This window comes from Acinetobacter bereziniae (assembly GCF_016576965.1).
Classification (GTDB): domain Bacteria; phylum Pseudomonadota; class Gammaproteobacteria; order Pseudomonadales; family Moraxellaceae; genus Acinetobacter; species Acinetobacter bereziniae.
On sequence record NZ_CP066119.1, the window covers coordinates 2,548,420 to 2,563,027 of the forward strand.

Below are 14,608 nucleotides of genomic sequence, written 5' to 3' on the forward strand. Positions count from 1 at the left end.
AGTATTTTAAAAATTTTCAAATGCTTATATGATGAAAAAAATTGTGATTTTCTCAGGCGCAGGAATGAGTGCGGAAAGTGGTATTGATACTTTTCGTGATCGTGGTGGATTATGGGAAAACTACAATATCCAAGAAGTCGCTACCCCTGAAGCATGGCAACGTAATCCTGAATTGGTTCAGCGTTTCTATAATGAACGTCGTAAAAACATACTTGAAGCCAAGCCCAATCTCGCCCACAGGATCATTGCTGAGCTTGAACAATACTTTGAGGTACATGTCATTACTCAAAATATAGATGACCTTCATGAACGTGCAGGAAGTCAACAGGTGATCCATCTGCATGGCAACATTCGACTCGCCAAAAGCTCAAAACCACATGCGGAATACAGCAATGAATTTTACCCCATTCAAGGTTGGAAGTTGGATTTAGAAAAAGATCAATGCCCTGAAGGCTATCCACTCCGCCCACACGTCGTTTGGTTTGGTGAAGCTGTGCCTGCTTATGAACAGGCAATCCAAACTGTTCAAGATACAGATATCTTTATTGTAATTGGTTCAGCCTTGGCTGTTTATCCTGTCGCAGGTTTGATTTATGAAATTCCACAATATTGTGAAGCATATTATATTGACCCTCAAGCCAGCCATTCGCGTGTACCAGTACAATATGAATGTCTAAAAATGAACGCAACGGATGGTATGCAGCAACTTTTTGAAAAATTTACAAAGCATTAAAAAAACCAGTGTAATTACACTGGTTTTAAAGACTTCATCATACACTTTGATGAATCATTTATTTTCATCATTTGGGTGAGCTTGCTCTTTCTTCTCATCCTTAATTGGCTTAGTTGCTAATGAATCATTGAATAACTTATTCAATAAAGGCTTCGTCACTCGATAAATAATACATCCAACCATGATCAGTAAATAAAGTGGCCAAATGGTCACTAAAATAACCAACAAGTCCAAAATAAATTGCCAACCGTATTGAACACCTTCCCAAGCGCGTTTCCAAAAACCATCACCATTTAAACGTGCTACTGCATCTACATCGACATCTAAACTTTCACGAACCATTGCTGGTTGTTTAATGGTGATACTAATGGTGCTGAAACGAACACGGTCTTGCACTTCAAGTTGTGTTAAACGAGAGATTTCATTCAGTTGAGACTGTTTAGTATCACCTGGTACAGTCTGAGTTTGTGCCATTTTTTCTTCCAATAGCTTTAACTCAAAACGTTTTGCGGAATACTGTTGCTGGTTCAAAAAGTACATTAAAGGCAACAATTGATTTACATACACAGCAGCTTTGTCACTAGGCACACGTACAATAATTTCTGCATGCGGATCAACTTTTTCAAAAACTCGGATTTTACCATCACCAATTTTTTGCGTTTGTTTATCTAACACATCAAAGCTGATATTTTTCTGCTCAATAAAACCACCTGCCTGAAAAGTAAGCTTATCGATTTCTAAAGCAGTTTTTACCACATCCTTAGCCGTAAAATTAACTTGTGCTTCTCGCACCATACGACGTGCTTTTTCTGCTTGACTGACATCGGTACTTAAAATGGTTTCAGGCTTTTGTTCAGTTACAGGTGTGGTATCAACAGTATTTTCAGCAGCTTGTTCATTACTTTTTTCAGAAGCATCAGCGGCTTGTACAGCATCTTGCGCAACCACTTGTGAATCTTGTGCAGATGCACTTTCAGCAGCTTCTTCTGCTTTTTTTGCACATCCAGAAATTAGAACAAGACTAAGCGCGAGGATTAAATGTTTATTATTCATAAATTATTGACTTTAGTTAATGATTTTTAAGTTTTTGAGATTATAAAGACATTTTCCGATTTTTACCATGCATAAAAATACAGCATCGAAATGCTGTATTAAGAACTGATCTATTTTATTTATTTGATGCTTGTTTAACCTGTATGCCCTATTTCATCATAAGACTGCACTGCAATTTCAGAAATCATATTTTCAAATGAGAAAATTTCATCTAACTGTTGTTGTGTTAATAAGCCTTGTTCTAATACGACCTCTTGAATGGTTTTATTTTCAGCTATGCACTGTTTCCCGATTTCATCACATTTTGCATGCCCTAAAATAGGATCAAGTAGAGTAATGATGCCCACACTGCGCATTACAGCGTCATAGCAGGTTTTTTCATTGGCAATAATGCCCTGAATACATTTCTCATCCAAGGTTTGAATCCCATGAATCAATAACTCAATGGATTCATTCATCGAGAGCGCAATCACAGGCTCCATTACATTCAACTGTAATTGCCCTGCTTCAGCAGCAAAAGTAATCGTCAAATCATTGCCAATTACTTTAAAAGCAATTTGATTGACCACTTCAGGAATAACAGGATTAACTTTTGCAGGCATAATTGATGAACCTGCTTGCAATTCGGGTAAGCGTATTTCCCATAATCCTGTACGTGGTCCGGAACTCAGCAAGCGTAGATCATTACAAATTTTAGAAAGTTTGACAGCCAAACGCTTCAATGCACTGGAAAGAATGATAAAAACACCACAATCACTGGTCGCTTCGACATAATCTTCAGCGCCAATCAACTTTAGACCTGTTAATGCGGTTAAATTATGATTTACTTGTGCTGCATAACCATGCGGTGTATTTACACCTGTCCCTATCGCAGTCGCACCTAAATTAATTTCCAATAAAAGTTCTCGTGTTTTTTTAATTAAACGTACATCTTCTTTTAATAGGGTGGCAAAGGCATGAAATTCTTGACCCAATGTCATCGGCACGGCATCTTGTAATTGAGTTCGCCCCATTTTCAGTACAAATTGAAATTCTGATGCTTTTAAAATGAGCGAACTGATCAAATTGTTCATTTTTTCAAATAACAGATCGAATGAATAATATGTCGCTAGACGTAACGCTGTCGGATAAACATCGTTGGTGGATTGTGATTTGTTGACATGATCATTGGGATGAATAATATCATATCGACCTTTTGCATAACCAAGTGACTCTAAAGCAATATTTGCAATCACTTCATTGGTATTCATGTTGATCGATGTACCCGCACCGCCTTGGTAAACATCCGATGGAAATGAATCTTTCCAGTCTTGAGGATTTTCAATTAACTTATCACAAGCTTGTTGAATGGCTAAACTCATCTCTTCCGATATTTTATTAAATTGAAAGTTAGTTTGTGCCGAAGCTTTTTTAACTTGGGCTAATGCGCGGATAAAAAAGCTTTGTTCACCGACAGTATGTTTAGAAATATTAAAATTTTCTAAAGCTCTAACGGTATGGATGCCGTAGTAACTATTTATAGGTACTTCTTTACTTCCCAATAAATCTTTTTCTATTCTTGTAATTTCTGCAGCAAGTTGGACTGTTTCCATGGGATATTCTCGTTATTTATGCACTATAGCCTTGCATTTCCTATCATATTCTCTCTATAAAAATTTTGTATTAGCAAAATATGTCATTTCTATCCGCAATTTTTCGATATGATATAGGTATTGTTGCTCATGTAACTTTATGTAACCACATTCACTTATACTTCTTCAATGTGAAAATGCACAGCATTTTATTTAAATTTGCTTTATAAATGCTGATTTTCGCTTTTGTATCCAAATGTACAATTGGATACAAAAAGCTTGCATAATCACCTTATAAAAATTACAGCGATATTTTTTATTTATGTGAAAGAATCCGCTCGTGAAACTCATGTGAAAAAAATAAAACTTGGAGATTTGCTCCACAAGGAATGAATTAGATATGGACTCAATCAACCCCACAGTTGTGACCTTTATTTTCTATATTATTGCAATGGTCTGTATCGGCTTATATGCCTATAGAAAGACCACTGATTTCTCAGACTATATCTTGGGTGGTCGAAGTTTAGGTAGTTTTGTCACCGCGCTTTCGGCAGGTGCATCTGATATGAGTGGTTGGTTGCTCATGGGGCTGCCAGGTGCAATCTATCTCACGGGTTTATCTGAGTCATGGATTGCGATCGGCTTAATCATCGGTGCATGGTTAAACTGGTATTTGGTCGCAGGTCGTTTACGTGTTCACACTGAAGTACAGAACAATGCCCTGACATTGCCAGATTATTTCACCAGTCGTTTCGGCGATAAGAAAAAAGTCTTACGCATTATTTCTGCATTGGTCATTTTGATTTTCTTTGGTATTTATTGCGCTTCAGGTATGGTCGCAGGTGCACGTTTATTCGAAAGTATTTTTGCAATGAACTATACCACCGCACTTTGGGTCAGCGCGATTGCAACCATCAGTTATGTCTGCATCGGTGGATTCCTGGCTATCTCTTGGACAGATACTTTTCAAGCTGGTCTAATGATTTTCGCATTGTTGCTAGCGCCAATCATGACTTTCTTGGCTGTAGGTGATTTACAACATGTGACGCAATTAATTGAAACCGCTCGTCCACATGCTGCAAATATGTTCCAAGGGGTAAGTTTTATTGCCATTATTTCATCAATGGCTTGGGGCTTAGGCTATTTTGGTCAACCGCATATTCTGGTCCGCTTCATGGCTGCTGATTCAGTCAAATCAATCCCAAATGCACGCCGTATCGGTATGGCATGGATGATTCTTTGTTTAGCTGGTGCCGTGGCAGTAGGTTATGTCGGTATTGCTTATTTTCAAGCACATCCAGATATACCTTCAGCAGCAATTGTGGCAAAAAATCCTGAAACGGTATTTATGGAACTCACCAAAATATTATTCAACCCGTGGGTTGCAGGTGTTGTTTTGGCGGCAATTCTTGCTGCTGTGATGAGTACCCTAAGCTGCCAACTTTTGGTCTGTTCAAGTACATTAACCGAAGATTTATATAAGTCTTTTATTCGTAAAAAAGCGTCACAAACTGAATTGGTTTGGGTCGGTCGTTTGATGGTGCTTGCGATTTCTGTGCTTGCCATTATTTTAGCCTTTAACCCAGAAAGTAAAGTACTTGGTTTAGTTGCTTATGCGTGGGCAGGTTTTGGCGCGGCATTTGGACCATTGATTTTACTTTCAGTGTTCTGGAAACGCATGACTTTAAATGGTGCTTTGGTCGGAATTATTGTCGGTGCTGTGACTGTAATTGTTTGGAAAAACACCATGGCAGCGACTGGGCTTTATGAAATCATTCCTGGTTTTATCTTCTCTCTGATCAGTATCATTGTGGTAAGTTTATTGGGTAAAGTGCCTGAAAAAGAAGTCACTGATCGTTTTGATGATGCTGAACAAATATATGACCGTGAAATGAAAAATTTATAAGCGTAGATCATGAAACGATAAAGGGGCTGATGCCCCTTTATTATTTTTTCGCTTTTACTTTGGATTTAAAATTAAGATGTAATTGTGAACTGTCTTTAATTACTTCCATGACTGGGTAGCTTCGTGTTTCCTTGACACCAGGCAACTGCCACAATACTTGTCCCGAAATATGCCGAAAAGCTTCCATGTTGGCACAGCGAATTTTCACCAAAAAATCAAAGCCTCCACTAATCATATGACAAGCCATAATTTCAGGATATTGAACCACAGCCTCTGAAAAGGCATCCAAGACATTCGGGGTCGTTTTGTCTAATAAAATCTCAACAAATACCACAAAATTTGCTCCCAGCATCTTGGGGTTAAGCTTTGCCTCATAACCAAGAATATACCCTTCTGCTGTGAGTTTCTGTACACGGGCTAAGGCTGCTGTAGGAGACAAATTAACTTCTTCAGCGAGTTTAATATTGGAAATTTTTCCATCTTTTTGCAAAATTTCTAAAATCCGAATATCTATACGATCCAGCGTTAAATATGCACTTTCCATAGAATAATTCTCTAAATATTCTTAAAATTATAGTGAGTTATTCACCAAATATTCTGCAATCATAAATTATATAAACCACACAGCTCAACAAAAATATTTGCGAGTCACAGGACGTTGACAATGAATATGAATTCACCCCAAATTTTAGACCCTAAACTCGCACCAAGTTTAGATTACATCACTGAATTCAAAGAAAAAACAGACTTTGAAGATGCAATCAATTCAGCATGGCGACGTGCTGAACCAGAGTGTGTTGAAAATCTAATTGAACACAGTCAACTGTCTGAAGAGATGAGTCAAAAGATCTATGACACCGCATTTAATTTGGCGCATAGTCTAAGAGATCGTAAAAGCTCATCAGGTAAAGCTGGTATTGTACAAGGCTTACTTCAAGAGTTTTCTTTATCGTCTCAAGAAGGAATCGCCTTGATGTGTCTGGCTGAGGCATTGCTGCGTATTCCTGATAGTGCCACTCGAGATTTATTAATTCGCGATAAAATTAATCAAGGCAACTGGAAAGATCACTTAGGACAAAGTAATCTGATGTTTGTCAATGCCGCAGCTTGGGGATTAATGCTGACAGGCAAATTAATGGAAACACCAAAACAGTCTAGCCTTTCAGGCGTACTTACCTCTCTTCTGGCACGTACAGGTAAAGGTATTATCCGTAAGGCTGTTGATGTTGCGATGCGTATGATGGGTGAACAGTTTGTAACTGGAGAAACCATTGAAGAAGCATTGGATAATGCCAAAGTACTTGAAGATAAAGGCTTTCGTTATTCTTACGATATGTTGGGTGAAGCTGCACTCACTGAACATGACGCGGATCGCTATTTTGATGATTATACTCAAGCAATTCATGCGATTGGTAAAGCGTCGGAAGGCAAGGATGTCTATACAGGTCCTGGTATTTCCATCAAACTTTCTGCACTACATCCACGTTATCAACGCTCGCAAACAGAACGTGTTCATCACGAACTTTATCCACGTATTTTAAATTTAGCGCTTTTGGCAAAAAATTATGATATTGGTCTAAATATTGATGCAGAAGAAGCAGATCGTTTAGAACTTTCTCTGGAATTGCTCGAACGTTTATGTTTTGAGCCACAACTTGCTGATTGGAAAGGTATCGGCTTTGTAATACAAGCCTATCAGAAACGCTGTTTCTATGTGGTTGATTATATAATAGACCTCGCTCAACGTAGTCATAAACGCTTAATGATCCGTTTGGTTAAAGGTGCTTATTGGGACAGTGAGATCAAAAAAGCACAAATTGATGGTTTTTCTGACTATCCAGTCTTTACCCGTAAAGTTCATACCGATTTATCTTATATTGCTTGTGCAAAAAAATTACTTGCAGCACCAGAGCAAATTTACCCTCAATTTGCCACGCACAATGCGCAAACGCTTGCCACGATTTATCAACTGGCAGATCCACAAAAATATTATTTGGGTCAATATGAATTCCAATGCTTACATGGCATGGGTGAACCTTTATACGAACAAGTGGTGGGAGATATTTCGGCGAAGAAATTAGGTATTCCTTGCCGTATTTACGCACCTGTCGGCAATCATGAAACCTTGTTGGCTTATCTTGTACGTCGTCTTTTGGAAAATGGCGCCAATACTTCTTTTGTTAATCGTATTGCAGACAAAAATATTCCCATTGAAGATTTGATTGAGAATCCAGCTCAGGAAATTATTGAAACTGCGCAAAAAGAGCATCAAATTGGTTTAAAACATCCTGCAATTCCACTACCGCATCAGTTATATCAGGGAATTCGTCAAAACTCACAAGGTTTTGATCTTGCCGATGACAGCCAATTAAAAGCTCTAAATCAAACCGTTCAACATTTTTTAAAGTATCAATGGAACAGTTATAGTTTAATTGATCAGTCTAATGTATCGGATTTTGATGCAGCAAATTCACAAAAAATTCTCAACCCATCAGATCATACCGATATTGTCGGTCATGTCATTGAAGCGGAATCTGCACAGGTAGATTTAGCATTGGACAATGCACATCGTGCATTTGAAGCATGGAAAAATACCTCTAAGGATTTTCGTGCCAACTTACTACTGAAAGCGGCTGACCTAATGGAAGCACGTCTGCAAGAGCTTATGGTATTACTCTGCCGCGAAAGTGGCAAAACCTACAGTAATGCCATTGCTGAAGTACGTGAAGCTGTTGATTTCCTGCGTTACTATGCCGCACAGATGCAAAGTATAGATCAACATCTTACACCGCTTGGGACAATTTTATGTATCAGTCCATGGAACTTCCCTCTTGCTATTTTTACTGGGCAAATCTCGGCAGCCTTAGTTGCAGGCAATACGGTGATTGCCAAACCTGCAGAACAAACCCCTTTGATCGCAGCACAAGCAATTCAAATCCTTTGGGAAGCAGGTATTCCACGATCTGTCGTGCAGCTACTTCCTGGACGCGGAGAAACAGTCGGTGCAAAACTCAGTCAAGATGAACGTATTCAAGGTATTATGTTCACGGGTTCCACCGAAGTTGCTAAAATTTTGCAAAAAACAGTTGCACAACGTTTGAGTCCAACAGGTCAACCCATTCCACTGATTGCTGAAACAGGTGGTCAAAATGCCATGATCGTGGATTCATCAGCATTGACTGAACAAGTCGTGATCGATGCAGTTAACTCAGCTTTTGATAGTGCGGGTAGAGGTGGATCAGGAAATTTGAACAACACTTATAAGTGATATTTTGCTCCCCAAATGATGTTATAAACATCAATATATGGAGTATTTTATGACACGTAGACCAAGAAGAAATCATTCAAATGACTTTAAAGCTAAGGTAGCACTTGCTGCGATTAAAGCAGAAAAAACACTTGCTGAATTGAGTGCTGAATTTGATGTTCATCAAAACCAAATTATTGACTGGAAAAATCAACTGATTTCAGCTTCCTCGCAAGCTTTCGATCAATCAAAAGCTCCAACAGAACCACCCATCGATCTAAAAAAACTACATGCAAAAATCGGTGAGCAGGCATTAGAAATTGATTTTTTAGAAGGTGTGTTGAAGAAACTGGGTCGCTTCAACCACAAAAGTTAATCGATGACTCACTTCAGATTTCAGTATCTAAGCAAGCTAAGCTGCTGAAAGTCTCCCGTGGTTGTTATTACTATCGCCCAAAACCTGTGAGTGAATCAGATCTGAAGCTGATGCGCTGTATGGATGAGTTACATATGCAATACCCTTTTGCAGGTAGCCGTATGATGCGTGATTTATTGAATCGTCAAGGACATCATATAGGACGACGTCATACACGTACTTTAATGAAGAAAATGGGCATTAATGCGTTATATCGTAAACCAAATCTAAGTCAGGCCAATCAAGCTCACCGTAAATATCCATATCTGCTCAAAGGATTGGCTATTCAGCGCAGTAATCAAGTGTGGTCTACGGATATAACGTATATCCCTATGGCAAAAGGCTTTGTTTATTTATGTGCTGTGATTGATTGGCATAGCCGCAAGGTACTTGCGCATAGAGTATCGATTAGTATGGAGGTTACATTTTGCATAGAAACATTAAATGAAGCTATTGAAAAATATGGCCGACCTGAAGTCTTTAATACAGACCAAGGCAGTCAGTTTACCAGTGATGCATTTATTGATGTATTGAAATCAAATGGCATTCAAATCAGTATGGATGGTAAAGGTCGATGGGTTGATAATGTGATGGTTGAACGATTATGGCGGAGCGTTAAATATGAAGAGGTGTATCTCAAAGCCTACAGCAATGTTTTGGATGCGAAGAAGCAATTAAACGCATATTTTGAATTTTATAATTTGAAACGACCTCATTCGAGTCTGGACAAAATGACTCCAGATGAGTTTTACTATGACCAGCTACCACAACAAAATAAGGTAGCTTAACTAGAGCAGAGTATCACTTATAAATAAGCTTTTAGTTGTTCAAACAAGTGGGACCACCTCTGGTCAACGTTGTTCGGCACTGCGAGTATTGTGTGTACAAGAAGACAATGCAGCAACTTTAATCAAAATGTTGAAAGGCGCCATGCAGCAATTAAATATCGGTCAACCGATTTTACTCAAGACTGATATTGGACCTGTAATTGACCTTGAAGCACAGCAAAATATTGCCAACCATATTGAAATGATGCGTAACAAAGGTCATAAAATACATCAATTGGCTTATGACACACCAAGTTCAGACTTAAATTTAGGGACTTTTATTGTTCCGACTCTGATTGAGCTACCAAATCTTGATGATTTAAAACGTGAAGTCTTTGGTCCAGTATTGCATGTGATTACCTACAAATACGGAGAGTTAAAACAACTTTTGGCTCAAATTAATGCCAAAGGCTATGGTTTGACTATGGGTCTACATACCCGTATTGATGAAACGATTCAAACCACTATTGAACATGCTGAAGTGGGTAATTTATATATCAATCGAAACATTGTGGGTGCTGTTGTTGGGGTTCAACCGTTTGGTGGTGAAGGACTTTCAGGGACAGGTCCTAAAGCTGGTGGTCCTATTTACTTATATAAACTCATGCAACAAGCAGAGTTAGCTGCTGTTGCCTTTGGTACAGTTAAAAATATTTCTGAGCAGTTAAATTTGACACCTTCCGAAGTGCAACAGCAATTCCAGCTATGGGCAAAGCAACAGTATCCGCAGATTAAACTGCACGCATATACTTCACCTCTGGCTTTATACGCACTGCCTGGACCAACAGGAGAATCAAATCAATATCATATTGTTGCGCGCCATCGCATTGCCGTAATTGCCGAACAAGAAAATGCGTTATTGAATCAATTCAATGCTGTAATGACTTTAAATAGTCAAGTGGGCATTTTAGCGACAAATGCTTTAGCATTAAAAATGATTCAATCCATGCCAAAGAACTTACAGCAACAATTTTTTATGATCAATGACTTATCCAATGATGAATTTGATGCAGTACTCCATCAAGGTTCTACACAAAATTTGATAGTCTTACAAACCACAATTGCACAACGTCAAGGTGCTATTGTTGGCGTCACACATCATGATGCCAACGATAAGATTCCACTTGCAGCATTACTCATTGAGCGAGCCATCAGTATTAATACTGCTGCGGCTGGTGGGAATGCAAGTTTGATGACCCTAGACCAAGCTTAAACTAAGCGTAAGTTTAAATGAGTTGTATCATTTTCCATACCAAGTCAAAGTCATTTGACTTGGTTTTTTCAGCTGAAACCTTGCGATTAAACGTAAATTTTTTGCAAAATAAAATTGCACCATCTATAGGCAAACCGCCTGATTATCCATCTAAGTGATTAGATTACAATCATTCATAGCCAATGAACTTTATGCTTATACACAAATTATTAACAGCTTAGAGATCCATTTGTTTTTACATTTTTGGATCATCGAGAGTCTGTTTATCGTGAGCCGACAAGAATGTCACCATGTTATGCGGGGCATCACCTACGCAGATCTATTTCGACATTTCATAAAAAGCGTGGCAATAAATACTTTATGCCATTCAGCAACAAATTCATCATATTGATTTTATTGATCAAAAAAATAATATTTTAACTTCATCAACTTACAAATATTTTATTTCACATGAACTTTCCGCTCATCTTCCAAATAAGTTCTAGCTAACAATTCTTTTTTTACTTCCATATAATCATCTTGTTTTTTTGGCACTAAACTTTCAATAAACCAAAGCCCGTCTGCTGCATAGCGTAAGATTTTCAATTCAATTGAATGGTCTGTATCAGCATGTTGTAATAACCTTTGTGCCAACCAACAATCCCACTTATCGCTAAAGGATTTATCTGTCATTACTGTCATGCTTAAAGCACTCCACAACGTATCTACACCAAATTCTGAACTTAAAGTGACATCAATATAAGCACGCGTAAATCGACCATATTGAATAGCATCCTTTTCCATCACCACACTGATTCGTTCGTCAAGTTGTTGTATTAAAGCCTCAAGCATTGCTTCAATAAGGATCTGTTTGTTGGCAAAATGATGAAACACACCACCTTTTGTAATACCAGACCGAGTTGCAACCGTCTGAATTGAGATCCCATTTACACCTCTTTCTGCCGCCAAATACATCGCATTTTCGATAATACTTTTTTTAACGCGCTCAGGATCTTTTTTACGCTGATAAGGATTTGTTATAGTTTTACCAATATTCACACTATCCTACCCACTGCTCGCTTAGTGCCCTGCAGAAGTTGAAAACAAGTTAATCACCAATACACCTGAAATAATTAACCCAATACCGATAATTGCAGCAATATCCAAACTCTGCTTGAAAATAAAATAACCGACCAAAGCGGTAAGAATGATTCCAACACCTGCCCATATTGCATAAGCAATACCTAAAGGTATGGTTTTAATCACTTGTGAAAGTAAATAAAAGGAAATGACGTAAAACAGGACCACCAATAAGCTTGGGGCAAGTTTGGTAAAACCTTGGGATTTGACCAAAAAAGTAGAACCTGTAACTTCTGCAATAATTGCAATCGCCAACAAAATATAAGCAAACAGGATTGAGTTCATCGTTTGAACCAAAAAAGATACCGAATGGTTGGTATGCTATATAATTTTAATGAAAAGTTCAAATATCAAGCATGAAAAAATGTTGAAGTTTTGTGCTATACTATTTCTGTATCTCTTTGTTTAATTATACTTTTTATAAAAAAAGGTGGAATATCCATTTTTTCCACCTTTTCTTTTTTCACTTTTTCAACTTAGATCGGATTGATAAAATAAAAAAATGAAATGATAAAGATCAAAACCGTTATCGCTAAAATTAGATAAGTATTTAAAGTATTGAAACTTTTTATAAAATTAAGAATTTCCATTTTTCTTCGTCACAAAATAAAACACTTTTTTATTCTAATATATTTTGTCACAATTTGTAAGATCATTAAGTATGATTAAAACTCAAAATACATATTTTCTTCATATTTCTGTGATCTTGCACAATTTTTATTTGAGAAATAAAGGTTTAAGTCATCTTTTTGGAATGATAAACTTCATCATATAATTGTTTTTATTCAATAATCATTACTTATTTTCATTTTATTCTATACTGATCAAAATTTTTATACAAAAAGTAGATATTATACAGATATTTTAACTTTAATTAGTAATACTTAATAGAAAATAGGTCAACCACTTTACCCTTTGGTAAAAAATTAAATAAATTAAATACTTAATCATATTATATATTTCAACAATATATTTTGGAGGGGTTTATTGACTAATACGATAAGCAATTTTTCATAATGATCTGTGATGATAAAACCACAACAATGATTTTAATCGTATAAAAATTAAGATATTGCTGCATAAATCTATTGTTTTGAACTATTAATGAGTTTTTTTCATGAATATTACACTCTTCCCTGAGTGATCGATCTCTAAAACCCTTTATTTGACTTCGAAGTGATGCTTTTCAGTGACTAATTTAATTTTTATATCTTTGTAGTAACGAATCATTGGATCATTGACATCTTTTTTCAGTGCATCAGCAAATTTATCTTCATTCATCAACTTCGCATAAGTCTTATATCCAATCTTTAAAGTTTCCGCTTGCTTTCCGGACTGTTGAAATTCTTCAATACGCTTATTAATCTGCTTAACACTAATTTCCATCTTTAATTCCCCGCGAACGCTTTAATTTTTTATAACACTGTTTTATGACAGTTCCATTTAAAAAGGGAATTTTTTTAAGTTTATTTCTGTAAATGAGTATTATTCTTCAAAAAATCTAAGGTTTTTACAAAGGTCTGTTGGCTGGCTTGTTTTCCTAAAAAGAATTGATATTCATGAACCAACCATTCTTTTGATTCAGGATAAAACACAGCTTTTACAGGAATTTTCTTTTCTTGCAACGCATTCACAAATGGGATGGACTGGTTTTCTGTCAAGAAATCTTTATTGCCACCACTGATAAAAACAGGTGGATAATGGGCTGTCAAATAATGAATTGGTGATAATGCCTTTAAATAGTCAGCATTATTTTTTTGATTTCCGGTATACGCTTCAACAAGCGTATTGACACCCCATTCGATCAATTTAATTTCTTCTGGTGCTGTATCCACAAACGCATTCATGTCATAAATTCCACAATGCAAAATTAAACCCTTTACTTGGGATGGTTGAATGAGTGGGGTAAATGAAGACTGCTTTGCATAATCAACATTTGTGAGTAAGGCTGCATAATGGCTGGCTAAGTTCGCACCTGCAGAATCTCCAGCTAAAAATAATTGGTTTGCATCAATTGCATATTGTTTGGCATTTAGCTGAATAAATTGTAATGCTTGATTAATTTGATTGAGTTGAGTGGGATAAATGGCTTCAGGTGCAAACTGATACTCTACTGACACCACATTATAGCCTTGAGCTGCGAGTAATTTAAAATAACCTCTTGCGTTGTCTTTAGCACCAGAGATCCAACCACCACCATGAATCCAAACAATGGTTGGTCGTGGTGTTGACTGTTTAATGTTCTCAGGCTGATAGAGATCAAAATTTAATCTTGGCGTTGTTTGATAAGCAATATTATGATGTACAACCACCTGTTCAGGTGCATGTTTATCCATCAACAATTGTTGAAAATGTGTTGATGTATCAAATACTCGCGCGATGACTTTGCTACTTTTCTGTACATTTTGACAAGCAGAAAGTGTGAATAAAGATATTGCACAGATAAAAATATTAAATCTAAGCATATTAAACTCAAAACGATCACTCACCATAGCGTTGATGAGTTTAAATATATTGATGGCAA

At 37.0% G+C, this 14,608-nt stretch carries 11 protein-coding genes and 1 pseudogene; 5 read left to right on the forward strand and 7 right to left on the reverse strand.

The window, feature by feature from the left end; translation table 11 throughout:
- The first annotated feature begins 31 nt into the window (after nucleotides 1-31).
- Nucleotides 32-733, forward strand: coding sequence for an SIR2 family NAD-dependent protein deacylase (locus tag I9192_RS12055; protein WP_010591725.1), 702 nt, complete (start codon nucleotides 32-34; stop codon nucleotides 731-733).
- 54 nt (nucleotides 734-787) lie between these two features.
- Here the strand turns inward: I9192_RS12055 and I9192_RS12060 are convergent, their stop codons facing one another.
- Together I9192_RS12060 and aspA are read right to left on the reverse strand one after the other, a co-directional pair.
- Nucleotides 788-1,786 (reverse strand): DUF4349 domain-containing protein, encoded by a 999-nt coding sequence (locus tag I9192_RS12060; RefSeq protein WP_005031880.1) that lies wholly within the window; start codon nucleotides 1,784-1,786, stop codon nucleotides 788-790.
- Nucleotides 1,787-1,920: 134 nt separating this feature from the next.
- Nucleotides 1,921-3,378, reverse strand: coding sequence for an aspartate ammonia-lyase (gene aspA / locus I9192_RS12065; RefSeq protein ID WP_005031882.1), 1,458 nt, complete (start codon nucleotides 3,376-3,378; stop codon nucleotides 1,921-1,923).
- A 379-nt stretch (nucleotides 3,379-3,757) separates the two neighbouring features.
- On the opposite strand from aspA, the gene putP reads away from it, so the two are divergent.
- Entirely contained in the window at nucleotides 3,758-5,263 is a 1,506-nt protein-coding gene (gene putP, locus I9192_RS12070; RefSeq protein WP_005031884.1) for a sodium/proline symporter PutP, read from the forward strand.
- 40 nt (nucleotides 5,264-5,303) lie between these two features.
- Here the strand turns inward: putP and I9192_RS12075 are convergent, their stop codons facing one another.
- The gene (locus I9192_RS12075; RefSeq protein ID WP_004830526.1) at nucleotides 5,304-5,807 is read right to left on the reverse strand and encodes an Lrp/AsnC ligand binding domain-containing protein; all 504 of its coding nucleotides are present in this window, start codon (nucleotides 5,805-5,807) and stop codon (nucleotides 5,304-5,306) included.
- Nucleotides 5,808-5,927: 120 nt separating this feature from the next.
- On the opposite strand from I9192_RS12075, the gene putA reads away from it, so the two are divergent.
- The 3 genes and pseudogenes from putA to I9192_RS12090 form a co-directional block, all read left to right on the forward strand.
- Entirely contained in the window at nucleotides 5,928-8,531 is a 2,604-nt protein-coding gene (putA, locus tag I9192_RS12080) for a bifunctional proline dehydrogenase/L-glutamate gamma-semialdehyde dehydrogenase PutA (RefSeq protein WP_390882957.1), read from the forward strand.
- A 49-nt stretch (nucleotides 8,532-8,580) separates the two neighbouring features.
- Nucleotides 8,581-9,713 (forward strand): IS3 family transposase gene (locus I9192_RS12085; RefSeq protein ID WP_223672967.1). Its coding sequence is split into 2 segments (ribosomal slippage): nucleotides 8,581-8,833 and nucleotides 8,833-9,713, totalling 1,134 coding nucleotides; the frame shifts between segments, so codons are not numbered across the junction.
- A gap of 34 nt (nucleotides 9,714-9,747) precedes the next feature.
- Nucleotides 9,748-10,965, forward strand: a pseudogene (locus tag I9192_RS12090) (aldehyde dehydrogenase family protein); the annotation flags it as partial.
- Between the two features lie 441 nt (nucleotides 10,966-11,406).
- Here I9192_RS12090 and I9192_RS12095 read toward each other — a convergent pair.
- From I9192_RS12095 to I9192_RS12110, 4 genes are all read right to left on the reverse strand, one after another.
- A complete protein-coding gene (locus I9192_RS12095; protein WP_005031889.1) occupies nucleotides 11,407-12,003 on the reverse strand; it encodes a TetR/AcrR family transcriptional regulator in 597 nt (198 codons plus the stop codon).
- Nucleotides 12,004-12,024: 21 nt separating this feature from the next.
- Nucleotides 12,025-12,357 carry a DMT family transporter gene (locus I9192_RS12100; protein ID WP_370469257.1) on the reverse strand — a complete coding sequence of 111 codons (333 nt, stop codon included), beginning with the start codon at nucleotides 12,355-12,357 and terminating at the stop codon, nucleotides 12,025-12,027.
- 888 nt (nucleotides 12,358-13,245) lie between these two features.
- A complete protein-coding gene (locus tag I9192_RS12105; protein WP_004830522.1) occupies nucleotides 13,246-13,470 on the reverse strand; it encodes a hypothetical protein in 225 nt (74 codons plus the stop codon).
- 80 nt (nucleotides 13,471-13,550) lie between these two features.
- Nucleotides 13,551-14,549, reverse strand: a complete 999-nt coding sequence (locus tag I9192_RS12110) for an alpha/beta hydrolase (RefSeq protein WP_026040405.1) — start codon at nucleotides 14,547-14,549, stop codon at nucleotides 13,551-13,553.
- Nucleotides 14,550-14,608: the final 59 nt, after the last annotated feature.

Excerpts from the sequence above, each read along its gene's own strand:
- putA (WP_390882957.1), top strand. The coding sequence starts at position 5,928 with ATGAATATGAATTCACCCCAAATTTTAGACCCTAAACTCGCACCAAGT.
- putP (WP_005031884.1), top strand. The coding sequence starts at position 3,758 with ATGGACTCAATCAACCCCACAGTTGTGACCTTTATTTTCTATATTATT.
- aspA (WP_005031882.1), bottom strand. The coding sequence starts at position 3,378 with ATGGAAACAGTCCAACTTGCTGCAGAAATTACAAGAATAGAAAAAGAT.
- I9192_RS12075 (WP_004830526.1), bottom strand. The coding sequence starts at position 5,807 with ATGGAAAGTGCATATTTAACGCTGGATCGTATAGATATTCGGATTTTA.
- I9192_RS12110 (WP_026040405.1), bottom strand. The coding sequence starts at position 14,549 with ATGCTTAGATTTAATATTTTTATCTGTGCAATATCTTTATTCACACTT.
- I9192_RS12055 (WP_010591725.1), top strand. The coding sequence starts at position 32 with ATGAAAAAAATTGTGATTTTCTCAGGCGCAGGAATGAGTGCGGAAAGT.
- I9192_RS12060 (WP_005031880.1), bottom strand. The coding sequence starts at position 1,786 with ATGAATAATAAACATTTAATCCTCGCGCTTAGTCTTGTTCTAATTTCT.
- I9192_RS12105 (WP_004830522.1), bottom strand. The coding sequence starts at position 13,470 with ATGGAAATTAGTGTTAAGCAGATTAATAAGCGTATTGAAGAATTTCAA.